Source organism: Serratia sp. JSRIV004 (genome assembly GCF_019968705.1).
Lineage (GTDB): Bacteria > Pseudomonadota > Gammaproteobacteria > Enterobacterales > Enterobacteriaceae > Chania > Chania fonticola_B.
In genome coordinates this window covers 4824860-4850912 of sequence record NZ_CP074140.1, presented here as the reverse complement: position 1 = coordinate 4850912, position 26053 = coordinate 4824860, and the positions used below count along the sequence as shown (strand labels likewise).

Here is a 26053-nt window from a genome sequence, read left to right as displayed (position 1 = left end):
GAAGGACAATGACAGCAAACACAGCATCCTCCGCGCAGACGGTACAAGACTATCTGGATCAGGGCCTGCGCGGTATGTGGTACCCGGTATTGGCCAGTTGGGAAGTGGGTAACAACCCGGTGGGCATCACCCGTCTTGAACAACAGATTGTGGTGTGGCGCGATAAACAAGGGGCGATCCACGCACTGGAAGATCGTTGCCCGCATCGTGGCGCGCGCCTGTCGATGGGCTGGAACCTTGGCGATCGTATTGCCTGCTGGTATCACGGCGTTGAAGTGGGTGGCGATGGCGAGGTTAAAGATGTGCCAGCGGTAGACCGCTGCCCGCTGGTAGGGCAAAAATGCCTGAAATCCTACCCGGCGAAAGAGGCTTACGGTGCGGTGTTCCTGTATTTCGGCGTCACCGCCGACGAACAGCCTGCCGAACTGAGCTTCCCGCAGGAACTGGCGGATGAGGCCAATTACAGTAACTTCCTGTGTACCGCCAGCTGGGACTGTAACTATCAATACGCATTGGAAAACGTGATGGATCCGATGCATGGCACCTACCTGCACTCTTCATCACATTCGATGGCGGAAGGGGATCGCAAGGCCGATATGGCGCTGGAACCTACCGACAGCGGTTTCATCTTTAAAAAGAACGGCCAGATTGGCGTGAACTTCGACTGGGTCGAATTTGGCAGCAGCGGTGCCTATTGGATGCGCCTGTCGATCCCTTACAAAAAGCGTTTTGGGCCGGGCGGCCACTTCTGGATCATCGGCATGGTGGTGCCGGAAGATAAAGATCACTGCCGGGTATTCTTCTGGCGTATCCGCAAAGTGAAAGACTGGCAGCGTGACGCATGGCGTTTTATGTACCGCAACCGTCTGGAAGAACTGCACTGGGACGTACTGGAGCAGGATCGCATCGTGCTGGAGAACATGGCACCGAACGCGCGCGGTCGTGAATACCTGTATCAGCATGACGTGGGCCTCTCCCGCCTGCGCCGTATGATGCAGAAAGAGGCACAAAAGCAGCTGGCAACGCTCAGCGAGCTGGAGGCGGCACAGTGAGCGGCTTGCTGGCAGGAAAGCGTATCGTAGTCACCGGAGCGGCGCGTGGGCTGGGGCGCAGCTTTGCCGCCGCAGTGGCTCAGGCCGGGGCCAGCGTGGTGATGTGCGATATCCTGGCGGAGGAGTTGCAGGACAGCGCCGCTAGCCTGCGTGAGCAGGGGGCACAGGTTGAAGCTCAGGTTATCGATCTGGCTTCACCGCAATCCATCACTGCGGCGTTCAGTGCGATTGCCAAGGGCGGCGCGATCGACGGGCTGGTGAACAACGCCGCGATGGCAACCGGTGTCGGTGGCAAAACCATGATGGAATACGACATTGAGCTGTGGGACAAGGTCATGCAGGTCAACGTGCGGGGGACCTGGTTGGTGAGTCAGGCGGCGGTGCCATTATTAGCCCAAACGCCGCATGCCAAAATCGTCAACGTTGCCTCGGATACCGCCTTGTGGGGCGCGCCCAAACTGATGGCCTATGTGGCGAGCAAAGGGGCGATCATCTCGATGACCCGCTCCATGGCACGTGAGCTGGGGCCGCAGGGCATCTGCGTCAACTCCATTGCACCGGGCCTGACGCGCGTTGAAGCCACTGAGTATGTCCCTGCCGAACGGCATCAGCTTTACGAGCAGGGCCGGGCACTGGCAGGCGCACAGCATCCGGACGATGTGACCGGTAGCGTGCTCTATCTGCTGTCGCCGCTGGCGGATTTTGTCACCGGCCAACTGATACCGGTCAACGGTGGTTTTGTGTTTAACTGACCGCCTGACGGACAGGCAAACATTTTAGGAGCAGCACATGGCAGACGATCAAGCGTGTAAATATCTGATCCCGGGGCTGGATCGCGGGTTACAACTGCTGCTGGCCTTCGGCGAGCAGCATAAGGAAATGACCTTTGCAGAATTACATCGCCTGGTCGATATGCCAAAGGCAACTGCCTATCGCGTGGTGCAAACGCTGGAGCATCTGGGCTTTTTGGAGCGCAATCCGCGCACCAACACCTTTGCGTTGGGGATCAAAGTGCTGCGTCTGGGCTTTGAATATATCGCCTCGTTGGATGTGGCCCAGGCTGGTCAACCGGTGATCGAGCAATTGCGCGATCGCAGTCAATGCAGCAGCCATCTGGCGATCCGCGATGGGCATGATGTGATCTATATCGCCCGCGTCAGCGCGGCTGGCTCGCAGATCAACCAGGTCAGCGTGGGTACCCGTTTACCGGTGCACCGTACCTCGCTTGGCCGGATGCTGCTGACCAGCACCAGCCGGGAAGAGTTTGAACGCCTGTTCCCGCATGAAGCCTTGCCCGATGCGGCTCCAGGGACACCGGCCAATCGCGAAGCGCTGTGGCAGATGGTGCAGCAGGATAAGGCCCGTGGCTATGTGATTGGCGAATCCTTCTACCGCCACGGCATTTCCTCGATCGTCTATCCGATCTTTAACCGCGAGCAGCGGGTAGAGGCGGTGGTCAGCATTATGGTGCCGTCCGATGAGATCCCAAAGGCCGATCGCGAGCGGTTGCGCATGGAAGTCCGGGACGCTGCGGTGAAAATTTCCGGCCTGTTGGGCGCGCCACCGCAGGCTAACGTCGGCTAACTAGCCAAACGCTTTGTTGTCTGGGCGAAGCTATTCGCCCACTACCAATCACTCAGGCAGGGATAAGACTCATGAGCTTCATGGGCCGGGGTCGATCATGTCTGAAAAACGCATTCAGCGAGAACGTGAGGCACAATAATGAGCATAACCGGAATCGAAAAGCTGGAATTTGGCGTTGAAGATCTGCCAACGTGCGAAAAGTTTATGCAGGACTTCGGTCTGCAACCAACGCTACAGCATTGGGGCGAACCGCGCCGTGAATTTACCACGTTGAGCGGGGCTAGCGTGGTGCTGTATCCGCAAGACAGCGAGGTCTTACCGGCCGCGTTTGAGGCAGGTTCGACCTTGCGCCGTATGACCTGGGCAGTTGAAAGCCCTGCGGCGCTGGCTGCGTTGCAACCCCTGTTGGCGCAGATGCCTGGCTTTCGCCACGTCGGCGAAGAGTTGGAATGCCGCGATCCCAACGGTATGACGCTGCGTTTTGCCGTTACTGCGCAGCAACCGGTGGAGCTGCCCGTTTCGCCGATCAACCAATGGGGCGATGTACGCCGCATCGACCAGCCTAGCCCGGTTTATGCCAAAGCCGAGCCGGTCAATATCGGTCACGTAGTGTTCTTCGTTGAGGATTTGGCTGCTACCGAACGCTTCTACTGCGATCTGCTCGGTTTCCAGGTTTCCGACCGCTATATCGATCGCGCCGTCTTCCTGCGCACCCAGGCACGCGGTGGCCATCACAACCTGTTCCTGCTGAAACTGCCTAACCGCCCACGGGGCCTGAACCATGTCGCCTTCACCGTACGCGATATCCATGAAGTGATCGGCGGCGGCATCGCGATGAATAAAGAGCAGTGGAGCACCTTTATAGGCCCAGGCCGCCACCCGATCTCCTCGGCTTATTTTTGGTACGTCAACAGCCCGACCGGCGGTGCCTTTGAGTATTACACCAATGATGACTACCTGACGGAAAACTGGCAGCCGCGTGAGCTGGAGCATTCGCTGGTCTCGTTTACCGAATGGGCGGTCGAAGGCGGGATCGATCACGATACCCGCCGCCAACATAAGAAGCCGGGGGCGGTATGAGTCAACCAACCCGTGCAGGCATTGTCATTATCGGCGGCGGCCAGGCTGGTGGTTGGGCAGCGAAAACGCTGCGCGATCGCGGTTATAGCGGCAGGTTGTCGGTGATCAGTGACGAGCCTTATGATTTTTACGAACGCCCACCGCTCTCCAAGGCGGCGCTGTTGGATGGCAATGCGCCACTCAGCCGCCTGTTCAGTGAAGAGGTGGTGGCCGGGATGAATATCGATTGGCACCGCCCGCTACGTGCCGAAGCCATCGACGGACAGCAGCAAATCGTCACGCTCAGCGACGGCAGCCAGCTGCAGTTTGATCAACTGCTGATTGCGACCGGTGGCCGACCACGCCTGCCGGATGCCAACTGGGCCAAGCACCCGCGAGTGATGACCCTGCGTTCCTGGGATGATGCGGCACGCCTGCGCCAGGGCCTACAGCAATGCCAAAAGCTGGCGATTGTGGGTGGTGGTTGGATCGGGCTGGAGATTGCCGCTTCGGCCCGCAAGCTGGGTGTTGACGTGACGGTGTTTGAGCGCCAAGCCGCGCTGTGTATGCGTAGCGTAGGGGCTAGCGTTTCCCAGGCATTGTTGGAACTGCATCAACAGCAAGGCGTCACCGTGCATTGCGACTGCGGCGAAATCACGCTTGAAGATCGCGAGGGTGAAGCCTGGATTGGCAGCGCCAGCAGTGCTGCGCAGCCCTTCGACCTGGTGGTCGTTGGCATTGGCGTTGAACTGAATCTGGAACTGGCCCACAGCGCCGGGCTGAAGCTTGAGGGCGGGATCGTCGTAGATGGGCAAGGGCGTACCAGCCACCCGGCCATTTTTGCTGCAGGCGATGTTGCGCGCCATCCCACTCTCGGCCTGTGTCTGCAATCCTGGGCCTACGCACAGAATCAGGCGATCAGCACCGCTTGCGCGATGTTGGATGCGTTTGCCGCACCTTACGATGATGTTGCCTGGCTGTGGTCGGATCAATACGACGCCAATATCCAAATCCTGGGCGTCCCTACCGGCGGCGTTCACCAGATAGTGCGCCGTACGCCGCAGTCACAACTGTTCTTCACCCTGAATGCCGATCGGCAACTGGTGCAACTGGTGGCGTTTAACGACGCGCGCACCATCAAGCTGGGTAAACGCTGGCTGGCCAGCGGCCGGGTACTGGATCCGCAGCAACTGGCGGATGTGGAATTTTCTCTGATGGCGTTGAAATAACGCCCGACCCAAAGGGAGCGTTTTATGACTACGCAAGATATTGACGCCCGCAGCGGTCGGGTGGGGGATGCTGTTGCCGAAAATTCACCAACCAGCGTGCGTTGGTCGGTGCCGGCAGCCCTGTTTGCCTGCGTATTGCTGGCGTTTTTCGACAAGATCAGCATTGCTGCGCTGTTTTCTGACCACGAGTTTCAGCAGGCGATGGGCATCGGCTTTGATCCCACCCGGCTCGGGCTGCTGATGAGCGCCTTTTTGTTCTCCTACGGCTTCTCTTCGATGCTGTTGAGCGGCATTGGCGATCGGCTCAATCCGGTCAAGGTGCTGATTGGCATGATGGTGACCTGGGGCGTACTGATGGTGCTGATGGGGATGACGCGCTCTTATCACACCATGATGACGCTGCGTATCCTGCTGGGCATCGCCGAAGGGCCGCTGTTGCCAATGGCCTATGCCATCGTGCGCCAGGCTTTTCCGCAACGTCTCCAGGCGCGAGCCACCATGCTGTGGCTGCTGGGAACCCCGATTGGCGCAGCACTGGGCTTCCCGGTCACGCTGTTCATTCTCAGCCGCTTTAACTGGGAAACCACCTTCTTCTTTATGGCATTTCTGACCGTGCCGGTGATGTTGCTGGTGCTGTTTGGTATGCGTCACCTTAACGTGGCACGTCCGGCGGCCAGCACCACCAGTAAACCGGCCGTTGCCGAGCGTAAGCAGCTGCGCCGCGAACTGTTCAGCACCCCGCATTTTTGGATGATTTGCCTGTTTAACATCGCGTTTCTCACCTACCTGTGGGGCATGAACGGCTGGCTGCCGAGCTATCTGATCGAAGGCAAAGGCATTCATCTGGAGCACGCCGGATACCTGTCGTCACTGCCGTTTATTGCCATGTTGCTTGGCGAGGTGGTGGGGGCCTGGCTGTCGGACAAGATGGATCGCCGCGCGTTGGCCTGTTTCATCTCGCTGTGCGGTGCCGGGATCGGTTTGGGTGTCGTTCTGTATATGCAGGGCACCTACAGCGTGATCGCCGCCATGTCCTTCAGCACCTTTATGTGGGGAGCCGGCGCGCCAAACATCTTCGCGCTGTTGGCCAAGGCCACCAGCAGCCGGGTGAGCGCTACCGCTGGTGGGGTGTTTAACGGATTGGGTAATTTTGCCGGCGCATTGGCACCGGTGCTGATGGGGGCTCTGATCGCCGCCACCGGCAATATGGATAACGGTTTGCTGTTCCTGGTGGTGATGGCCTTTGTCGGCTGCGCCATTCTGCTGCCGTTACTGAATAAGTATTGATGCAACGAAGGAGAGACAACATGTCCCAGGTTGAGAATAAAGCCGGCATCAAGCCGCAGGATCTGACGATGGAAAACTGGGTGGAATCGCGTATCGCCCGTTTTGAAGGCCGTAAATATGACTGGAACGCGCTGAAGTTCCAGGCCGATTACGATCCGAAGTACCGCCGTGCGCAGATGCGCTATATCGGCACCGGTGCCACCGGCGTCGTCAGCGACACCAACACCATTCCTGCGGGGAACTTTACCTTCTCCACCATGGTGCTGCCGTCGAAATGTGAAGGGCCATTGCACCTGCATGACGACGTTGAAGAAGTGTTCTTTATGCTCAAGGGCAAAATCACGCTGATGATCCAGGACGGCGAAGAGTATTACGAAACCATTCTGAAAGAGCGCGATCTGATTTCTGTCCCGGCGGGGGTTTATCGTGGCCTGTTCAATCACGGTGAAGAGGAAGCGCTGATGTGCGTGATGCTCGGTACTGCCAAGCCGGAAACCCCGACTTATCCGGCCGATCATCCGTTGTCGAAAGTGAAGCGCAATTGATGAACGGCTTACCGGAACGCCAGCAGGCGGATTGTGGAGGCCAGCGGCTAAGTTGGCGTGAAGCCGGGCATGGTCGGGCAGTAGTGCTGCTGCATGGCATCAGTTCCGGTTCTGCTTCGTGGGTGAAGCAGTTCAGCGATCGCGCCCTGACCGACGGCCACCGCCTGATTGCCTGGGATGCTCCGGGTTATGGCGGTAGCGCAGCGCTGGCACAGGCACAGCCAGATGCTGCCGCTTATGCCAACGCGCTGGTGGAGCTGATTGCCGAGTTGCAGTTGCAACAGCCGCTGATCGTGGGGCATTCGCTCGGTGCGTTGATCGGCAGTGCCTTTGCCGCTGCCAACCCGGATGGGTTGAGTGGACTGGTACTGGCCGATCCGGCTCAGGGTTATGCCACTGCGCCGCTGGAAAAACGCCAGCAGGTGTTTGGCCAACGCAAACAGATGATCGAAACGCTTGGCCCACAGGGCTACGGTGAACAGCGTGCGGCAGCATTGCTGCGTGACGATGCGGAACCACAGGATATTGCCTGGGTACGCAGCGGTATGCAGCAACTTGATCCGGCTGGTTTTCTCAGCGCCGCCTGGATGCTGGCCAATGACGATATCAACCGCTACCTGGTGCGCTATCGCGGCCCGTTACAGGTGTGGTGTGGCAGTGTTGATCGCATCACGCCGCCGGAAGGAGCCGCAACGTTGGCGCAACAGCATGATGCGACAATGCGTCTGATTGATGCAGCGGGGCATGCCAGCTATCTCGATGCGCCAGCGCGGTTTAACCGCTATTTGCAGGACTTTACGGGGGCAATCCAACCATGAATTTTCAGATTGAACGGCGAGTGGCGGTGGTCACCGGAGGATCCTCGGGGATCGGTTTTGAAACGCTGCGTCTGTTGCTGGCCGAAGGAGCGAAAGTCGCTTTCTGTGGCCGCAATCAGGACAAACTGGCCAGCGCCGAGGCCAGCCTGCGTGAAGAGTTCCCGCAGGCGGAGATCCTGGCGTTACGCTGCGACGTGCTCGACGCCGAGCAGGTTACCAAGTTTGCCGAGCAGGTCAGCACGCATTTTGGCGCAGTGGATATGTTAATCAACAACGCCGGGCAGGGGTTTGTGGCACATTTCGATCAGACACCGCGCGAAGCCTGGTTGCATGAGGCAGAGCTGAAACTGTTCGGGGTGATCAACCCGGTGCAGGCCTTTTTACCGGCGTTGGAGCGCTCGGATATCGCCTCCATTACCTGCGTTAACTCACTGCTGGCTCTACAGCCGGAAGAGCACATGATTGCCACCTCGGCAGCCCGTGCCGCGTTGCTCAACATGACGCTGACCTTATCGAAAGAGCTGGTGAGCAAAGGGGTTCGCGTCAATTCCATCCTGCTGGGCATGGTGGAGTCGGGCCAATGGCGGCGGCGCTTTGCCGAACGCCAGGATCAACAACAAAGCTGGGAACAGTGGACGGCGGCGATTGCCGAGCGGCGTGGCATCCCAATGGGGCGTTTGGGTAAACCGCAGGAACCGGCACGGGCGCTGCTGTTTTTAGCCTCCCCCCTGGCCTCATTTACCACCGGTGCGGCGCTGGACGTTTCCGGCGGTTTCAATCGCCATCTCTGACGGGACTGAAAAGATGAAGAAGATCATGATGATTGGCTATGGCGCGATGGCAAAAGAGGTGCTGGCGCGCCTGCCGGAGGGTGTGGCAGTCGGTTGGATCGTGGCACGGGAAACGCATCATGCCGAGATCGACGCAGCGTTTGCCGGACAGGTGCAGGCGCTGGCCCATCCTGACCAGTGTACCGAGCAACCAGATTTGGTGCTGGAGTGTGCCAGCCAGCAGGCGGTCGCCGAGTTTGGTGAGGCTATCGTTAAGCGTGGCTGGCGGCTGGCGGTGATCTCTACTGGCGCCCTGGCCGATGCCGCATTGCAACTGCGTTTGCAGCAGGCCTGCTCACGCTACCACGGGCGGCTGATCGTGCTGTCTGGTGCGGTGGCGGGTATGGATGGTCTGGCTTCGGCGCGAGAAGGCGGGTTGGACAGCGTGACCTACCAGTCCAGCAAAAGCCCGGCCAGTTGGCGCGGCAGCCCGGCGGAAAAGCTGATTAATCTGGATGCCGTCAGCGAAGCGCAGGTGTTCTTTGAAGGATCGGCACGTGAAGCCGCAAGCCTGTTCCCGGCCAACGCCAACGTAGCGGCCACTATTGCGCTGCATGGCTTGGGGATGGACGCCACGCGGGTACGCTTACAGGTAGATCCTCATACTCAACGTAATACTCACCGCCTACAGGTGTGTGGTCAGTTTGGCGAGTTCCAGATTGAGCTGTGCGGCACCCCGCTGGCCAGCAACCCGAAAACGTCAACGCTGGCGGCACTGAGTGCGGTACAAGCCTGCCGCAGTTTGGTGGACGGCGGTTTTATTGCCTGAATGGCAGGAGCAAAGCATGGAAACGTTAAAGATTTTTCTTGCCGGCCGCTGGTGCGAAGGGCGCGGCGAAGAGATGAGTTCAGTTTTTCCGGCGGATGGCAGCGTGAATGCTCGCCTGCGAGCGGCCAACGTCGAGGATGTGAATGAGGCGGTTGCGGCGGCAGAAAAAGCCTGGCGCGAGCCGAGCTGGCGTGGATTGGTGCCGCATCAGCGCGCGGCGATCCTGCATCGCGTCAGCGATTTGATTACTGAACAAGTGGAAGCCCTGGCGCAGCTGCAAACCCGTGACAATGGCAAACCGCTGGCGGAAACCCGTGGTCTGGTCATGAGTGCGGCGGCCACGGCTCGCTATTTTGCTGCCGCCTGCGAGGTGTTGGAGGGAGAGCTTCCCACCCAGCGTAACCGTGACGCGATGACGCTGAGCCAGTATCAGCCGCTGGGCGTGGTAGCGGCGATCACGCCGTGGAACTCACCGATTGCCAGTGAAATGCAGAAGGTGGCTCCGGCGCTGGCGGCAGGGAATGCGGTGGTACTGAAACCGGCAGAGGCTACGCCGTTAATGGCGCTGAAACTGGCCGAACTGTTTGAACAGGCAGGCTTGCCTGCTGGCTTGCTCAGCGTATTGCCGGGCAAGGGCTCGGTGATTGGTGAAGCCTTGGCTCGCCATCCGTTGGTGAAAAAGATCTCCTTCACCGGCGGGACCTCCACTGGCCGTCATTTGGCGCATATTGCCGCAGAAAAACTGATCCCTACATCGTTAGAGTTGGGGGGCAAGTCGCCCACCATCGTGCTGGAAGATGCGGATCTGGAACAGGCGGCGCGTGGTATTTGTTATGGCATTTTCAGCTCGGCCGGGCAGGCGTGTATCGCCGGTTCACGGCTGTTTGTGCACCGCTCGCTGTATCAGCCGCTGTTGACCCGTTTATGCGAGCTGACCGCCGGACTGCGTATTGGTAACCCGCTGCAAGCCGGTGTGCACCTCGGCCCGCTGATCAGCGACAAGCATCGCCAGAGCGTGGCGGATTACGTGGCCTTGGCCCAGCAGGAAGGGGGCCGGGTGCTCATTGGTGGTGAAGTTCCTGCCGATCCGCAGTTGGCCCAGGGCAGCTATTACCTGCCGACCATTATTGAAGGGCTGAGTAACAGTGCCCGCACCTGCCAGGAAGAGATCTTTGGCCCGGTGCTGGTGGTGATGCCGTTTGATGATGAACAGCAGCTGATCGAACAGGCCAACGACTCGATCTATGGCCTGGCTGCCGGGATCTGGAGCCGTGATTTTGCCCGCTCGATGGCGCTGGCAGAACAGCTGGAAACCGGCACCGTCTGGATCAATACCTACAAGACATTCTCGATTTCCACACCGTTTGGTGGCTTTAAACAAAGCGGCCTGGGGCGCGAAAAGGGCCTGCATGGCATCCAGGCCTATATGCAGCAAAAGAGTTTGTATCTCTCCCTCAGCAATCAGCCTAACCGCTGGAGCGACTGACGTACCCTACGATCAAAGACAATAAGAAGGCAGATGATGAGCGAAAAAATTACGGTTGGTGAGGCGATAGCCCGAACGTTGGAACAGTACGAGGTGGCGGCAATGTACGGCATCATCTCGATCCACAATCTGCCGATTGCCGATGCCGTTGGGCAGCGTGGCGCGATCCGTTTTGTACCGGCGCGCGGTGAGGCAGGTGCTGTAACCATGGCCGATGCCCACGGGCGCTTTTCTGGCTTGGGGGTGGCGCTGACAAGTACCGGTGCCGGAGCGGGTAACGCCGTCGGTGCGATGATTGAAGCGCTGAATGCCAATACGCCGCTGTTGCATATCACCGGGCAGGTAGAGAAAGCCTACCTGGATGCGGATGCCGGGTTTATCCATGAAACCAAGGATCAACTGGGCTTCCTGCGCGCCTGTTCTAAACAGGCTTACCGGGTGAACTCGCCGGAGCAGGCGGTCGCGGTGATCCAGCGTGCCATTCTGGATGCGCAGACCGTGCCTTGTGGCCCGGTGGCGGTAGAGATCCCGATCGATATTCAGAACAGCCTGGTCCCCGCCAGCCTGGTAGGGAAGGTGGTACTGCCTCCTGCGTTGCCTGCTGCGGATGAAGCAGCGGTTGAACGTCTTTATCAGCTAGTAAAACGCGCCAGACGTCCATTGCTGTGGGTTGGTGGTGGTGCGCTGGCCTGTCGTGAGGCGGTGAAACAGTTGGCGGATGCCGGTGTGGTAGTGATCTCCAGCACCCATGGGCGTGGGATTTTACCGGATAGCCATCCGCGCAGCCTGCGGGCCTTCCACAACTCACCAAGCGTTGAGGCGATCCTGACGCAGTGTGATTTGACGCTGGTGGCCGGTTCCCGCCTGCGTAGTAACGAAACTCGTACCTGGTCACTCCCTCTGCCGCGTCCGCTGGTACAGATTGATATCGATCCGGCAGCAGCCAACCGCAATTATCTGGCGGATGAACAGGTTTATGGCGACTGTTCCGCTTTACTGAGTGCGCTGGCAGCACGCCTGGCCCCCGGCGAGAAGGTGAATGCCGAGTGGGATGCGGAGATTGGCCGTGCGGTTGAGTTGGCCGAAACGGCGCTGCGCCAGCAGTCTGGTGAATATGCCAAACTGAACGATGCCATCGCCGCCGCGCTGCCGCAGGATGGCCTGCTGGTACGTGATATCACCGTTTCTGGCAGTGTATGGGGTAGCCGCCTGTTCCGGGCCATCTCGCCTTTATGCAATATTCACTCGCTGGCAGGAGCGATCGGCATGGGGTTACCGATGGCGATCGGCACGGCCATTGCCAACCCGCAGCGTAAGGTGGTTGGCTTGGTCGGGGACGGCGGTTTGGCGCTGGGTCTAGGAGAACTGGCAACCATGGCGCAGGAGCAGGCCAATATCACCTTGCTGATCATGAACGACGGCGGTTATGGCGTGATGCGTGGCATTCAGGACAAGTATTTCTCTGGACGCCAGTATTATAACGAATTGCATACTCCGGCGTTCTGCCAGGTAGCAGAGGCGATGGGGCTGAAAGCCTGGAAAGTAAGCGATGCTGCGCAGTTTGGCGGCGTGCTGGCGGAGGCGATTAATTACCCTGGGCCATCGGTGGTAGAGGTTGATATGAAAAGCGTTGGGCCGTTGACCTTCGCTGGCCCACCGCAGAAGCTGTACTGATTGCTTACTCGGTTCCCTCTCTCCAGAGGTGTACTCCCAAGAGAGGGAACATAGCGTTACTTACCAGCGGCGATGCGATCGCGAATGTGCTTGGCACGGGCTTCGGAAGTTGGGTGGCTGTCAAACATGCTGCTTTCATGACCACCGTCTAATTTCGCCAGTTTATCGAAACTGGTAGCCAGACCTTCTGGATTGATGCCGCGTTTCTTCAGCAGATCGAACGAGTAATCATCCGCTTCACTTTCCTGTTTTTGTGAGAACTGGGCATTGACCAGTTTTTCGCCCAGATCGGCCAACTGCGACTGAGACAGTGAGGCTGCTACGCCGCCAGCTGAAGATGCTGCGGTACGTAATGCCACTGTCCCATAAGCGACCTGCATGGCTTTACGAGTGTGGCCCAGCGCAACGTGGCCCATTTCATGGCCCAGTACGCCTTCGACTTCGTTATCATCCATCATGTCCATCAGGCCGCTGTAGACGCGGATACAGCCGTTGGCCATCGCCCAGGCATTGACGTCTTTGGTCACGTAAACCTTGTAGTTTGCAGGGGTACCGTTGATGTTATCCCCCAACGCGGCGGCAATCTTGTTCAGGCGCTTGGTATAGTCGCTGCTTGCTGGCGCGATTTGCTCCTTGCTATCCATCTCTGCACAGGATTTATCACTGAGTGCCTTGACGTCGCTATCGCTCAGCGTCGCCGCCTGGTAGGCCTGGGCGCCGGATTGTAGTAGGGTATCGGTATTAAGGTTTTGACAGCCGCTCAATAAAGCAGTAATGCTCAGTGCAATCAAAGAAGTACGGATTTTCATCGTTCTATCGTCCTGTGATAGTTAAGGGGGGATCTGCTGCCATTATTCTGCGCATAGCCTAGTGTACGGCAGGCTTGGCCGAAATAGCTATATTCCGAAATGTGTCCCGAACGTGCGCATTAGTGATGAACTCGCTCTCATTCGGTATTAGGGATTGCTGTTTCAATGCCGAGTCTGAGAAAATAGAAATCTTGATCGCTTTTTTAATCCGACCTGGAGTAAAACATGTCCTCTCGTAAAGAGCTTGCCAACGCCATCCGCGCACTCAGTATGGACGCCGTTCAAAAAGCAAATTCCGGCCACCCGGGCGCCCCTATGGGCATGGCTGATATCGCCGAAGTCCTGTGGCGTGACTACCTGAACCACAACCCTACCAACCCGCACTGGGCTGACCGTGACCGCTTCGTGCTGTCCAACGGCCATGGCTCCATGCTGATTTATAGCCTGTTGCACCTCACCGGCTACGATCTGCCGATGAGCGAGCTGGAAAACTTCCGTCAGCTGCATTCCAAAACTCCGGGTCACCCAGAATATGGTTATACCCCAGGCGTAGAAACCACCACCGGCCCACTGGGCCAGGGGATCGCCAACGCGATCGGTTTCGCCATTGCCGAACGTACGCTGGCCGCGCAGTTCAACCGCCCGGGCCACGAGATTGTTGACCACCACACCTATGCCTTTATGGGCGATGGTTGCATGATGGAAGGCATCTCTCACGAAGTCTGTTCCCTGGCGGGTACCATGAAGCTGGGTAAACTGACGGCGTTCTATGATGACAACGGTATCTCCATCGACGGCCACGTTGAAGGCTGGTTCACCGACGATACCGCCAAGCGTTTCGAAGCCTATGGCTGGCACGTGGTGCGTGGCGTTGACGGCCACAACAGCGACTCTATCAAAGCCGCGATCGAAGAAGCCCATAAGGTCACTGACAAACCTTCCCTGCTGATGTGCAAAACCGTGATTGGCTTCGGTTCACCACACAAAGCGGGCACCCATGATTCCCACGGTGCACCACTGGGTGCAGCCGAAGTTGCGGCTACCCGTGAAGCTCTGGGCTGGAAATACGCCGCCTTCGAAATCCCGCAGGACATTTATGCCCAGTGGGATGCCAAAGAAGCTGGTAAGGCTAAAGAAGCCGCCTGGAACGAGAAACTGGCCGCTTATACCAAAGCCTTCCCGGAACTGGCCGCAGAGTTCAAACGCCGCACCAGCGGTGAACTGCCAGCCAACTGGAAAGCGGAAGCGAAGAAATTCGTTGAGCAGTTGCAGGCTAACCCAGCCAACATCGCCAGCCGTAAGGCATCACAGAACTCACTGGAAGCCTTCGGCAAACTGCTGCCTGAATTCCTCGGTGGTTCTGCGGACCTGGCACCAAGCAACCTGACCATGTGGTCCGGCTCCAAGTCTCTGGGTGACGATCTGGCAGGTAACTACATCCATTATGGCGTGCGCGAATTCGGCATGACCGCCATCACCAACGGTATCGCGCTGCACGGTGGTTTCCTGCCGTACTCTGCAACCTTCCTGATGTTCGTGGAATACGCCCGTAACGCGGTGCGTATGGCTGCGCTGATGAAAATCCGCAACGTGTTCGTTTACACCCACGACTCTATCGGTCTGGGTGAAGATGGCCCGACGCACCAGCCGGTTGAGCAGTTGGCCAGCCTGCGTGTGACCCCGAACATGAGCACCTGGCGTCCTTGTGACCAGGTTGAATCGGCTATCGCCTGGCAGTACGGCATCGAACGCAATGATGGCCCGACTACGCTGGTGTTCTCCCGTCAGAACCTGACCCAGCAGCCACGTACCGCCGAGCAGTTGGCGAACGTTTATCGCGGTGGTTATGTGCTGAAAGACTGCGCAGGTACTCCGGACGTGATCCTGATTGCCACCGGTTCTGAAGTGGGCATCACCGTTGAAGCTGCCGACAAACTGACCGCCGAAGGGCGTAAAGTGCGTGTGGTCTCCATGCCGTCTACCGACGCCTTCGACAAGCAGGACGCGGCCTACCGTGAATCTGTGCTGCCAGCGGCAGTTTCTGCTCGCGTAGCGGTGGAAGCGGGTATCGCGGATTACTGGTACAAGTATGTTGGCTTGAACGGCGCCATCGTGGGCATGACCACCTTTGGTGAGTCTGCTCCGGCAGAGCAATTGTTCAAAGAGTTCGGCTTCACCGTTGACAATGTGGTAGCCAAGGCTAACGCGCTGTTGAAATAATGACTGAGCTTTAACTGTACGAGGGGCGATTATTCGCCCCTTATTTTTTGACTCCCCGCCAACCACCTCTCTCCATCAACACTCATGCAACATTAAGAAATCCTTAATGATTGGATAATCATGGCTGTTGCTGTCCAAAAATCGCCCACCATCACAAAACAGCAACATAGCGAATTAACGGCGTTGCTTAACCACCGCTATTCGCTATATGTTAATTTTTGGTTTTGTAAATGTAACCAGGAGTTAATGGTATGTTTTTAAAGATTGGCGTATCCATGGCGACAGCGGCCGTCTTAATCTCTGCTCCGGCCTTCGCGCAGTTCCCGGCAGGCTACCCCGCCGATTATCAAAAGATTGTCGATGCGGCGAAAAAAGAAGGCAAGGTGGTGGTGTATTCCACCACGGATACCAAAGCCGCGGGGCCACTGATCCAGGGATTTGAAGCGCTGTATCCTGGCATCAAAGTCGAATACAACGATATGAACAGCACCGAGCTGTATAACCGCTATATCAGCGAGCAGGCGGCTGGGGGCACCAGTGGTGACGTGGTGTGGAGTTCCTCGATGGATACCGCGCTGAAGCTGGCCACCGACTATGCGCTGGAATATGCCTCGCCAGAGCTGGGGCAACTGCCTAAATGGGCCGTGTGGAAAGATAAGGCCTATGGCACGACTTATGAGCCGGTGGTGTTTATCTACAACAAGCGCCTGATCCCACAGGGTGAGGTGCCTGACTCCCATGCTGCGCTGGCCAAGCTGATTGCCAGCCAGCCGGATAAATTCAAAAAGAAAGTCACCACCTATGACATCGAAAAGTCGGGCCTGGGCTTTATGCTTTCGGTGCAAGACTTTAAGGCCGATCCAAACTATTTCGCTACCTTGGCCGATATCGCCAAGGGCGGGTTGGCCGTGCAGTCTTCCACCGGCACCATGATGGAAAGGGTCTCCTCAGGCGAAAACCTGATTGGCTTTAACATCCTGGGGTCCTATGCCGAGGCGCGAGCCAAAACCGATCCTTCACTCGGGATCTCGTATCCCAAAGACTACACGCTGGTGTTGTCACGCGTGACCTTTATCAGCCAGGAAGCGGCCAACAGCAATGCGGCCAAACTGTGGGTGAACTACGTGCTGTCTGAGCAAGGGCAGAACATCCTGGCCAACCAGGCGGATATCCCCTCTATTCGTAACGATATTGAAGGCAAGAACGACATCGATGGTATGACGCAGATGTTGGGCAAGGCGTTGAAACCGATCCCGGTGGACGAAAGCCTGCTGGAATATCTGGAACCGACCAAACGCCTGGACTACATCAAACAATGGCGCACTGCCGCCGCGAAGTGATGATGGGAGGGGGTCCCTCACCCCAACCCTCTCCCACAGGGAGAGGGGGCTGGTACGGTGTTGTAGGTGGGTTCAGAAGCCAATCTGGGGCACGGGCGTATTCAGTCCTCCTCTTCAAAAGGAGAGGAAACCCGTTCGGTGTCATGTTCAGTCTCAGAAGTGAAAAGGTGGCACATTCAGTCCCCTCTCCCTGTGGGAGAGGGTTAGGGTGAGGGGAAATGCACAGAGCTACACTCTCCTGCGTTCTCCTTCAGCATGAACAGGGAATTCTACCCCGGTGCATCTCAGGATGCAGGGGATATCACCATCGGGACAGTCTATGAAAGCATTGCGCAACAAGTGGCAGAGTCTGCCGCGCGGCTTGGTGGTGCTGATAACCGCGCTGGTTATCTACGTACCACTGTCGTTTATCGTGATCCAAAGCTTCCTTTCCGCGCCGTTTTTCTCGCCTTCCAAGGTGTTCAGCCTTGAGGCATTCCGCTTTATCTTTACCGACCCGGATTTCTACAAAGCGCTGAAAAGTGGGTTTATTCTGGCATTTGGTCTGGTGGTCATCTCCATTCCGTTAGGCGGTGTGCTGGCGTTCTTGATGGTAAGAACCGATCTGCCGGGCCGCCGCTTTATTGAACCGCTGATCCTGGTACCGATCTTCGTCTCGCCGATGGTGTTGGGCTTTGGCTACGTGGTGGCCGCCGGGCCGGTCGGTTTCTTCTCGCTGTGGGCGGAATCCTTGCTGGGTTTTGTGCCCTGGAATATCTATGCGATGGGCAGCATCGTGGTGATCGCCGGACTCACGCACGTTCCCCACGCTTATCTCTATATTTCATCGGCACTGCGCAGCGTCGGATCGGATGTCGAAGAGGCAGCCCGCACCGCCGGGGCTTCTCCGCTACAGGTGATGACTGCCGTCAGCTTGCCTATGGTACGCCCGTCGATCCTGTATGCCAGCGTGTTGCTGTTCTTCCTGGGGCTTGAAGTGTTTGGGCTGATGCTGGTGCTGGGCGATCCGGAAGGTAACCTGGTGCTGGCGACTTACCTGTATCAACTGACCAACAAGCTGGGCACGCCGTCTTACCATCTGATGGCGGCGGTGGCGGTGGTGTTGATCTGCATCACCATTCCGCTGGTGATGCTGCAACGGCGTCTGATGCGTACCGCCAACCGCTTTGTCACGGTCAAGGGAAAAGCCTCACAGGCCCGTGCATTGCCCTTGGGTAAATGGCGCTGGGTCGCCGGTGGCGTGGTGGTCTTGTGGCTTACCGTGACCATCGGTGTTCCGCTGGTGGGCGTGGTGCTGCGTGCCTTTATCTCCAACTGGGGCGTCGGGGTTTCCATTTGGGATGAGCTGTCGCTCAACACCTTCCGCACCATTTGGCAGCAGCCCAACCTGCTGCGGGCGATTGTCAACTCGATGGCGATCGGGGTGTTCGGTGGTGCGCTGGCGGTGGTGTGTTATCTGTTTATCGGCATTGCGATGCACCGTAAACCTGACGGCGTGACCCGTTTTCTGGATTACAGCGTACTGGTGCCGCGAGCCGTGCCTGGCTTACTGGCAGGCCTGGCCTTCCTGTGGGTGTTCTTGTTCCTGCCGATGTGGCTGGATAAATCGCTAAAAGCCGGTTGGCTCTCCGCACTGCCGATCGCCGAATGGTTACGTGAAAACCTGGTGGTGTGGCTACGCTCCCTGCGCAGCACCATCTTTAGCGTCTGGCTGGCTTACACCGTGGTATGGATGGCTTATGGCCTGCGGCTGATCTCATCGACGCTGTTGCAGGTTGCTCCCGAGTTGGAGGAGGCTGCGCGCAGCACCGGAGCCTCTCGCGGGCAGATCACGCGCCATGTGACGATCCCGCTCTCCCGCTATGGCCTGATTGGTTCCTGGTTGTTGATGTTCCTGATCTTCGAACGTGAATATTCCACCGGGGTCTATCTGCTGTCACCGGGTACGGAAACCATAGGTTCCATGCTGGTTTCCCTGTGGGCGGCGGGGGCGATCGATATTGTCGCCGCGCTCTCTTTTATTAACATCCTTCTGGTCGTGTTAGGACTAGGGATTGCCCTGCGATTTGGAGTGAAAATCCATGATTGAGCTTTCGGTAGATAACCTGCACCTGACCTACGGCGATAATCCGGTATTGAAGGGCGTTTCCATGCAACTCAAACGGGGGGAGGTCGTTTCACTGCTCGGGCCGTCAGGCAGTGGCAAAACCACCTTGCTGCGCGCGGTGGCCGGATTGGAAAAACCCACCCAGGGGAAAATCGTCATTGGCAACAATACCGTCTATGACGGTACGGCACGCAGCGAGATCCCGGCGGAAGAACGCAATCTGGGCCTGGTGTTTCAATCCTATGCGTTATGGCCCCACAAAACCGTGTTTGATAACGTGGCCTATCCGCTGAAATTACGCAAAACGCCTGCGGGGGAAATAACTCAGCGTGTGCAGGCGGTACTTGAGCAACTCGGTTTGGGGCAGTTGGGTAAGCGCCATCCCCATCAGCTCTCCGGTGGTCAGCAGCAGCGCGTGGCGATTGGCCGTGCGCTGGTCTATAACCCACCGGTGATCTTGCTGGATGAGCCGCTATCTAACCTGGACGCCAAGCTGCGCGAGGAAGCACGGGTGTTCCTGCGTGAGCTGATCATCAAGCTGGGCCTTTCTGCGCTGATGGTAACCCACGATCAGAACGAAGCGATGGCGATCTCCGATCGGATCCTGCTGCTCAATAACGGCAAGATTGAACAGCAGGGCACGCCACAGGAAATGTACGGCTCACCAGCCACGCTGTTTACCGCCGAATTTATGGGTAGCAACAACCGGCTGTTTGGCAAGGTGACGGAGATCCGTGAAGGCAACGCGCGGATCGAAGGTAAAGACTGGGCGCTGTGGGGCAAGGCCGGGGCTGGGTTAACCACCGGGCAGGAAGCAACGGCGGTGATCCGCGTTGAGCGCGTACGCTTGGGGGAAGATCCGCAAGGCAATCAGATCGCGTTACCCCTGCTGACCAGCATGTACCTAGGCGATCGTTGGGAATATTTGTTCCGCACGGTAGCAGAGGACTTTGTGGTTCGCGCCTATGGCACAGAAGGCCGTGGCCAAGAGATGTGTACGCTGTCTCTGCCCGCCGAACATCTGTGGATTTTCCCCAAGGGCTGATTAACTGAAATGGTTTGCCATTGATAGAGTGTGAAGGGGCGCGCCGAACAGCGCCCCTAATCATTACAATTACAGCTGAGTCAGTTTTTTCACTTCAAGACTGACCAGTTTCCCTTCCAATTCGGCCAGGAAGGCATCGTGGTAAGACATTGCCATGTGCTCTTTCAGCGCTTGCTCAGAAGTCCAGCGTTCGATAAATACGAAAGCGCCCGGATGGCCCTGCTCTTCATGCAAATCATATTGGATACAGCCCGGCTCGGAACGGCTCGGGGCGACCATGGCGCGTACCGCTTTGTCTACCGCAGCACGGTGTTCCGGCATGGCTTTGATCAGGGCGACTACTTTGATTTCACTCATTTTGGTTCCTTGTAAATAACATTAACCACAAAAGAAAGAGAGTTAGACCCATCAGCATTTGCTTCACCTAACAAACGCAGGGTCTATTATGGTGGTCTTGGCGTTAGCGGCAAGTCATTTGCGCATTCGAACTCAATTCGGCTAGCGGGGGCTGAGGGTAAAAATGTGCGCTAGATCATTTTATTTTCGCAAAGTCCCCTCGACATGACAGGCAGCGCATTGCACCTGTTCCTTTTGGTAAAACTTTGGTTTATGCTCGGCTGAAGCGTTTCAGTTATCACTGTTGTTAGTGGAAATGCAGAGTGAGCGGTTGCGATGAGCAACGGGGGTTTGACGAATAATGCAAAGCAGCGATTCACAGCAGGCAGTACGCTAAAGTACTCTAGGCGAGATAATCAGTCTGCGCGATCCTTGAAGTGGAACACCACCGTCAGGGAGCGCCCTTTTTCAGGGAGTAGCATGACCATCCGCATAGCGATAAACGGCTTTGGCCGTATTGGCCGCAGCGTTTTACGCGCACTGTACGAATCGGGACGACGCGCCGAAATTTCCGTCGTCGCCATCAACGAACTGGCACATGCCGAGGGGATGGCCCACCTGCTGAAATATGACTCCAGCCACGGCCGCTTTGCCTGGGATGTGCGCCAGGAATGTGACGTGTTGAGCGTGGGGGATGACAGCATTCGTTTGTTGCATCAGCCAGCGCTGGACCAGTTGCCCTGGGGCGAACTGGGCGTGGATGTGGTGCTGGATTGCAGCGGTGTGTACGGCAGCAGGGCAGATGGCGAAGCTCATCTGGCGGCAGGGGCAAAAAAGGTGCTGTTTGCCCATCCGGGCGGTAACGATCTGGATGCGACCATCGTGTTTGGGGTTAACCACCAAACGCTGCGTGGCGAGCATCGCATCGTGTCCAACGCCTCCTGTACCACCAACTGCATTATTCCGATTATCAAGCTGTTGGACGATGCCTACAGCATTGAGTCCGGCACGGTAACCACCATCCACTCCTCGATGAACGATCAGCCGGTGATAGACGCCTATCATCAGGATTTGCGGCGTACCCGCGCGGCGAGCCAGTCGATTATTCCGGTCGACACCAAGCTGGCAGCGGGCATTACGCGCATCTTCCCGCAGTTTTGCGATCGTTTTGAAGCGATCTCCGTGCGGGTGCCGACGATCAACGTAACGGCCATCGATCTTAGCGTCAGCGTAAGCTCGAAGGTGTTGGTCACAGAGGTAAACCAGCTGTTGCAAAAGGCGGCACAGGGATCATTTCGTGGTATAGTTGACTATACAGAACTACCATTAGTCTCGATTGATTTTAACCATGACCCGCACAGCGCCATCGTTGATGGGACGCAAACCCGGGTCAGCGGACAGCACCTGATCAAGACCTTGGTCTGGTGTGATAACGAATGGGGCTTTGCCAACCGGATGTTGGATACAACACGGGCAATGGCCGCAAGCGGTTTCTAGTAAGGCGCTATCAACGTGGTGTTGATGCGTCGCTCAGGCAACTTTATAGAGAATCAACAAAGAGGGTTCACCATGTCTGTAATTAAGATGACCGATCTGGATCTGGCGGGTAAACGCGTTCTGATCCGTTCCGATCTGAACGTACCAGTGAAAGACGGTAAAGTGACTTCCGATGCGCGTATCCGTGCCTCCCTGCCGACTATCGAAGCTGCGCTGAAACAAGGCGCCCGCGTGATGGTAACTTCCCACCTGGGTCGTCCTACCGAAGGCGAGTACAACGAAGAATTCTCCCTGCTGCCAGTGGTCAACTACCTGAAAGAGCATCTGAAATCCCCAGTCCGTCTGGCGAAAGATTATCTGGAAGGCGTTGACGTTGCAGAAGGTGAACTGGTTGTTCTGGAAAACGTTCGCTTCAACAAAGGCGAGAAGAAAGACGACGAAGTGCTGTCCAAGAAATATGCTGCGCTGTGCGACGTGTATGTGATGGACGCCTTTGGTACCGCACACCGTGCACAGGCTTCTACACATGGCGTGGGCAAATTTGCTCCGGTTGCCTGTGCAGGCCCGCTGCTGTCTGCGGAACTGGAAGCCCTGGGCAAAGCGCTGGGTAACCCGGCTCGCCCAATGGTGGCTATCGTTGGTGGTTCTAAAGTGTCTACCAAACTGACCGTGCTGGATTCTCTGTCCAAGATCGCCGATCAGCTGATCGTGGGTGGCGGCATCGCTAACACCTTCGTGGCGGCGCAAGGGAATAACGTGGGGCAGTCCCTGTACGAACCGGATCTGATCCCGAACGCGCAAAAACTGTTGGAAACCTGCGATATTCCGGTGCCAACCGACGTACGCGTAGCAACCGAGTTCTCTGAAACCGCAGTGGCCACTGTGAAGCAGGCCAACGAGATCCAGGACAACGAGCAAATTCTGGATATGGGCGACGTCTCTGCCGAGCGTCTGGCCGTGATCCTGAAGAACGCCAAAACCATTCTGTGGAATGGCCCGGTTGGCGTATTCGAGTTCCCTAACTTCCGTCGTGGCACCGAAATCGTTGCACGCGCTATCGCAGATAGCGAAGCCTTCTCCATTGCAGGCGGCGGCGACACTCTGGCAGCTATCGATCTGTTCGGTATCGCTGACAAAATTTCCTACATCTCTACCGGCGGCGGCGCCTTCCTGGAGTTCGTTGAAGGGAAACCTCTGCCTGCAGTAGTGATGCTGGAAGAGCGCGCTAAGCAGTAATTCAGATAACGGGGGGCGCAAGCCGCCCGTTTGTTTATGCTCCCCAGCTTGGCTGTGGGAGTAAAAAATCGCTATTTATCCATCGCTACCACTAGCTTGCAGGTTGTAGCTTGCAAGACGACGGGTATACGGCCAACGAAACAGGACAACGTCTAATGTCTAAAATTTTTGATTTCGTAAAACCAGGTGTCATCACAGGTGATGACGTGCAGAAAGTCTTCGCAGTTGCCAAAGAGAACAACTTTGCACTGCCAGCGGTAAACTGCGTGGGTACCGACTCCATCAACGCAGTACTGGAAACAGCAGCCAAGGTGCGTGCTCCAGTAATCGTTCAGTTCTCTAACGGCGGTGCTGGCTTTATCGCGGGTAAAGGCATCAAAACTGACGTGCCACAAGGTGCTGCGATCCTGGGCGCAATCTCTGGCGCACATCACGTGCATCAGATGGCTGAGCATTACGGCGTGCCAGTGATCCTGCACACCGACCACTGCGCGAAGAAACTGCTGCCATGGTTAGACGGCCTGTTGGACGCGGGTGAGAAGCACTTCGCGGCGACCGGTAAGCCACTGTTCTCTTCACACATGATCGACCTGTCTGAAGAGTCACTGGAAGAAAACATCGAAATTTGCAGTAAGTACCTGACCCGCATGGCGAAGATCGGTATGACCCTGGAAATCGAACTGGGCTGCACCGGCGGTGAAGAAGATGGCGTAGACAACAGCCACATGGACGCTTCGTCCCTGTACACTCAGCCACAAGACGTTGATTACGCGTACGAAAAACTGAACGCTATCAGCCCGCGCTTCACCATCGCTGCCTCTTTCGGCAACGTACACGGTGTTTACAAGCCAGGCAACGTGAAACTGACCCCAACCATTCTGCGTGATTCTCAGGACTATGTTTCCAAGAAACACAACCTGCCGCACAATGCGTTGAACTTCGTGTTCCACGGTGGTTCAGGTTCTACCGCTGCAGAAATCAAAGAAGCGGTCAGCTACGGCGTAGTGAAAATGAACATCGATACCGACACCCAGTGGGCAACTTGGGAAGGTATCTTGAACTATTACAAAAAGAACGAAGGCTATCTGCAGGGCCAACTGGGTAACCCAGAAGGTGCCGACAAGCCGAACAAGAAATACTACGATCCACGCGTATGGACTCGTGCTGCCCAGACTTCCATGATCACCCGTCTGGAACTGGCATTCAAAGAACTGAACGCGGTAGACGTGCTGTAATAGCGTCCCTCCGTTCATGTTGCTAAAAGGCTCCCGAGGGAGCCTTTTCTTTTTTTGTGCAAAGCTATCCAGGCACCCATTAACCCAGTCAGCTACCCCAATAATCCCGCCCCGACGTTAATCGACAGCCCCAGGATCAAGATATTGAAGACAAAAGCGATCACCGATTGCAACAGGGTGATTTTACGCACGTCTGCGGTGCCCACTGCCACGTCGGCGGTTTGGGTAGCCACGGCAATGGTGAAGGAGAAATAGGCGAAGTCCCAATAGTTTGGCTCCGTCAGCTTGCCGGGGAACAATAGCGGTAACACCTCCGTATCGGCCCGCTGGTGGTAAAACAGGTGGGCGTAGTGCATGGTGAATGCCGTGGGTAACAGCAGCCAGGAAACTACTAGTGTGGAGCCGGTCAGGGTCAGGTGCAGCGTTTTCAACGTGCCGCTGACGTGTTTGGCGGTGCTCAATTCAAACAGGATGGCTAGAATGCTCACCACGCAGCCCAAAGTGACCATCGCCAATACCTGGCGGGCACTCTCGTCCTGCTTGCGTGCTAATTGCCGAGTACGTTGTGGCGTGCAGCCCAGCATCAGATGCCAAAGACACAATAAATAGATCCATGCCATCACGTTCCAACCAACGATCAAACGTTGCAGCCATGGGAGATGAGCAGGAAGCAGCCCGACACACACAAGCCCAGCACCTACCGAAATCAATAATCTGGGGCGCACTTGCCAATAGTGTTTAAGCGAGGTGGAAATGGCGATCACGATAAGCTCTCCTTGTCCCGTAAATTCATTTCTATCATAGTTGAAATCAGGTTAACCCGAGATTTATTCAGGTTATACCCGGTAAAACTGATGGAAAATTTTACCCGTAGTGGTTGGCACTGCGGCAAAATGTTGGTTACCCTTAGCTGTGGTTGGTTTATTGGCCCTGTTTTGCCAGTATATTTTGCTCATTTTCCCCGCACGGGGATGTCAAGTAGGACGTCAGAATGGAAGAACTTAACGTAGTAGAAGGCATTAACAATGCCAGCAGTTGGCTAGTCAACCATCAGGATATGCTGATCCAGTATGCGGTGAATATTGTTGCCGCGATCGTGATTTTCATTATTGGTTCAGTGGTGGCTCGCGTAGTGAGTAATGCGCTCAGCCGCGTGATGAAGCTGCGTGGCATCGATGCCACCGTGGCAGATTTCCTGGCTGCGATGGCGCGTTACAGCATCCTGGCGTTTACCTTTATTGCGGTGCTGGGGCGTATTGGTGTCCAGACCACCTCAGTGATTGCCGTGCTGGGTGCCGCTGGCTTGGCTGTGGGGCTGGCACTACAAGGTTCACTTTCCAACTTTGCGGCCGGTGTGCTGCTGGTAGCCTTCCGCCCTCTGCGGGCTGGTGAGTTTGTCGATTTAGGTGGCGTTTCTGGTACGGTAGATCAGGTGCAGATCTTCTCCACCACGCTGCGTACTTCAGATAACAAAACCATTGTGGTGCCGAACGGTAAAATCATCGCGGGCAATATCATCAACTATTCCCGTGAGCCAAACCGCCGCGTGGATATCGTGGTCGGTGTGGCCTATGACGCCGATATCGATCTGGTGAAGAAAGTGTTGGGCGACGTGATCGCGGCAGATAAGCGCATCATGCACGATAAAGGCGTGACGGTTCGCCTCAGTGAAATGGCACCTTCTTCACTGAACTTTGTGACTCGCTCCTGGACCACCAATGCCGAGTACTGGAACGTGTACTTTGATCTGATGGAAAACTTCAAGCGTCAGTTGGATGCTCACCAGATCGGTATTCCATTCCCGCAAATGGACGTGCATGTCCGCCATGTAGCGAAAGCGGCAGAGCAGCCGGAGTCATGATCTGACGTTCCCTCACCTTGTGTGAGGGAACGGA

At 56.8% G+C, this 26053-nt stretch carries 23 protein-coding genes; 20 read left to right on the top strand and 3 right to left on the bottom strand.

Annotation, left to right across the window (positions count from 1 at the left end):
• Positions 1–8 precede the first annotated feature (8 nt).
• From KGP21_RS23080 to KGP21_RS23025, 12 genes are all read left to right on the top strand, one after another.
• Complete coding sequence (locus KGP21_RS23080; RefSeq protein ID WP_021806234.1) at positions 9–1052, top strand: aromatic ring-hydroxylating dioxygenase subunit alpha; 1044 nt, start codon at positions 9–11, stop codon at positions 1050–1052.
• Positions 1049–1804 (top strand): SDR family oxidoreductase, encoded by a 756-nt coding sequence (locus KGP21_RS23075; protein WP_223500305.1) that lies wholly within the window; start codon positions 1049–1051, stop codon positions 1802–1804. Before KGP21_RS23080 ends, KGP21_RS23075 begins: the two co-directional genes overlap by 4 nt.
• A 37-nt stretch (positions 1805–1841) precedes the next feature.
• Positions 1842–2636 carry an IclR family transcriptional regulator gene (locus KGP21_RS23070; protein WP_021806232.1) on the top strand — a complete coding sequence of 265 codons (795 nt, stop codon included), beginning with the start codon at positions 1842–1844 and terminating at the stop codon, positions 2634–2636.
• Between the two features lie 138 nt (positions 2637–2774).
• Positions 2775–3716, top strand: a complete 942-nt coding sequence (locus KGP21_RS23065) for a VOC family protein (protein WP_021806231.1) — start codon at positions 2775–2777, stop codon at positions 3714–3716.
• Positions 3713–4924: an NAD(P)/FAD-dependent oxidoreductase gene (locus KGP21_RS23060; RefSeq protein WP_223500304.1), complete on the top strand. Its 1212-nt coding sequence runs from the start codon at positions 3713–3715 to the stop codon at positions 4922–4924. The genes KGP21_RS23065 and KGP21_RS23060 overlap by 4 nt, the downstream gene beginning before the upstream one ends.
• Before the next feature lie 24 nt (positions 4925–4948).
• Entirely contained in the window at positions 4949–6211 is a 1263-nt protein-coding gene (locus KGP21_RS23055; RefSeq protein WP_021806229.1) for an MFS transporter, read from the top strand.
• 20 nt (positions 6212–6231) lie between these two features.
• On the top strand, positions 6232–6756 hold the full coding sequence (locus tag KGP21_RS23050) for a cupin domain-containing protein (protein ID WP_021806228.1): 525 nt from the start codon (positions 6232–6234) through the stop codon (positions 6754–6756).
• Positions 6756–7574 carry an alpha/beta fold hydrolase gene (locus KGP21_RS23045; RefSeq protein WP_115159296.1) on the top strand — a complete coding sequence of 273 codons (819 nt, stop codon included), beginning with the start codon at positions 6756–6758 and terminating at the stop codon, positions 7572–7574. The genes KGP21_RS23050 and KGP21_RS23045 overlap by 1 nt, the downstream gene beginning before the upstream one ends.
• Positions 7571–8365 (top strand): SDR family oxidoreductase, encoded by a 795-nt coding sequence (locus tag KGP21_RS23040; protein ID WP_223500302.1) that lies wholly within the window; start codon positions 7571–7573, stop codon positions 8363–8365. The genes KGP21_RS23045 and KGP21_RS23040 overlap by 4 nt, the downstream gene beginning before the upstream one ends.
• 13 nt (positions 8366–8378) lie before the next feature.
• Positions 8379–9173, top strand: coding sequence for an aspartate dehydrogenase (locus KGP21_RS23035; protein WP_021806225.1), 795 nt, complete (start codon positions 8379–8381; stop codon positions 9171–9173).
• A gap of 16 nt (positions 9174–9189) precedes the next feature.
• Complete coding sequence (locus KGP21_RS23030) at positions 9190–10659, top strand: aldehyde dehydrogenase (protein ID WP_223536348.1); 1470 nt, start codon at positions 9190–9192, stop codon at positions 10657–10659.
• A gap of 36 nt (positions 10660–10695) precedes the next feature.
• Entirely contained in the window at positions 10696–12333 is a 1638-nt protein-coding gene (locus KGP21_RS23025) for a thiamine pyrophosphate-binding protein (protein WP_021806223.1), read from the top strand.
• Between the two features lie 56 nt (positions 12334–12389).
• Here KGP21_RS23025 and KGP21_RS23020 read toward each other — a convergent pair whose 3' ends face one another.
• Complete coding sequence (locus KGP21_RS23020) at positions 12390–13142, bottom strand: M48 family metallopeptidase (protein WP_021179773.1); 753 nt, start codon at positions 13140–13142, stop codon at positions 12390–12392.
• A gap of 225 nt (positions 13143–13367) precedes the next feature.
• On the opposite strand from KGP21_RS23020, the gene tkt reads away from it, so the two are divergent.
• The 4 genes from tkt (at position 13368) to KGP21_RS23000 (ending at position 19854) form a co-directional block, all read left to right on the top strand.
• Complete coding sequence (tkt, locus tag KGP21_RS23015; RefSeq protein ID WP_037375718.1) at positions 13368–15362, top strand: transketolase; 1995 nt, start codon at positions 13368–13370, stop codon at positions 15360–15362.
• Between the two features lie 275 nt (positions 15363–15637).
• Positions 15638–16702, top strand: coding sequence for an ABC transporter substrate-binding protein (locus tag KGP21_RS23010; protein WP_371822718.1), 1065 nt, complete (start codon positions 15638–15640; stop codon positions 16700–16702).
• 319 nt (positions 16703–17021) lie between these two features.
• Positions 17022–18791 carry an iron ABC transporter permease gene (locus KGP21_RS23005; RefSeq protein WP_074029700.1) on the top strand — a complete coding sequence of 590 codons (1770 nt, stop codon included), beginning with the start codon at positions 17022–17024 and terminating at the stop codon, positions 18789–18791.
• The gene (locus tag KGP21_RS23000) at positions 18784–19854 is read left to right on the top strand and encodes an ABC transporter ATP-binding protein (protein ID WP_115159292.1); all 1071 of its coding nucleotides are present in this window, start codon (positions 18784–18786) and stop codon (positions 19852–19854) included. The genes KGP21_RS23005 and KGP21_RS23000 overlap by 8 nt, the downstream gene beginning before the upstream one ends.
• Before the next feature lie 69 nt (positions 19855–19923).
• Here the strand turns inward: KGP21_RS23000 and KGP21_RS22995 are convergent, their stop codons facing one another.
• Positions 19924–20211 carry a putative quinol monooxygenase gene (locus KGP21_RS22995; RefSeq protein WP_021806219.1) on the bottom strand — a complete coding sequence of 96 codons (288 nt, stop codon included), beginning with the start codon at positions 20209–20211 and terminating at the stop codon, positions 19924–19926.
• A gap of 459 nt (positions 20212–20670) precedes the next feature.
• Here KGP21_RS22995 and epd point away from each other — a divergent pair, with 459 nt between their 5' ends.
• The 3 genes from epd to fbaA all read left to right on the top strand — a co-directional run bounded on the left by epd (position 20671) and on the right by fbaA (position 24158).
• Complete coding sequence (gene epd, locus KGP21_RS22990) at positions 20671–21687, top strand: erythrose-4-phosphate dehydrogenase (protein WP_059201700.1); 1017 nt, start codon at positions 20671–20673, stop codon at positions 21685–21687.
• Between the two features lie 72 nt (positions 21688–21759).
• Positions 21760–22923: a phosphoglycerate kinase gene (gene pgk, locus KGP21_RS22985; protein ID WP_037375818.1), complete on the top strand. Its 1164-nt coding sequence runs from the start codon at positions 21760–21762 to the stop codon at positions 22921–22923.
• 155 nt (positions 22924–23078) lie between these two features.
• Positions 23079–24158: a class II fructose-bisphosphate aldolase gene (gene fbaA / locus KGP21_RS22980; RefSeq protein WP_021179781.1), complete on the top strand. Its 1080-nt coding sequence runs from the start codon at positions 23079–23081 to the stop codon at positions 24156–24158.
• Positions 24159–24250: 92 nt separating this feature from the next.
• Here the strand turns inward: fbaA and KGP21_RS22975 are convergent, their stop codons facing one another.
• Entirely contained in the window at positions 24251–24919 is a 669-nt protein-coding gene (locus tag KGP21_RS22975; RefSeq protein WP_223538544.1) for a DUF1345 domain-containing protein, read from the bottom strand.
• 230 nt (positions 24920–25149) lie between these two features.
• On the opposite strand from KGP21_RS22975, the gene mscS reads away from it, so the two are divergent.
• Complete coding sequence (gene mscS / locus KGP21_RS22970; protein WP_223500299.1) at positions 25150–26019, top strand: small-conductance mechanosensitive channel MscS; 870 nt, start codon at positions 25150–25152, stop codon at positions 26017–26019.
• The last annotated feature ends 34 nt before the right edge of the window (positions 26020–26053 follow it).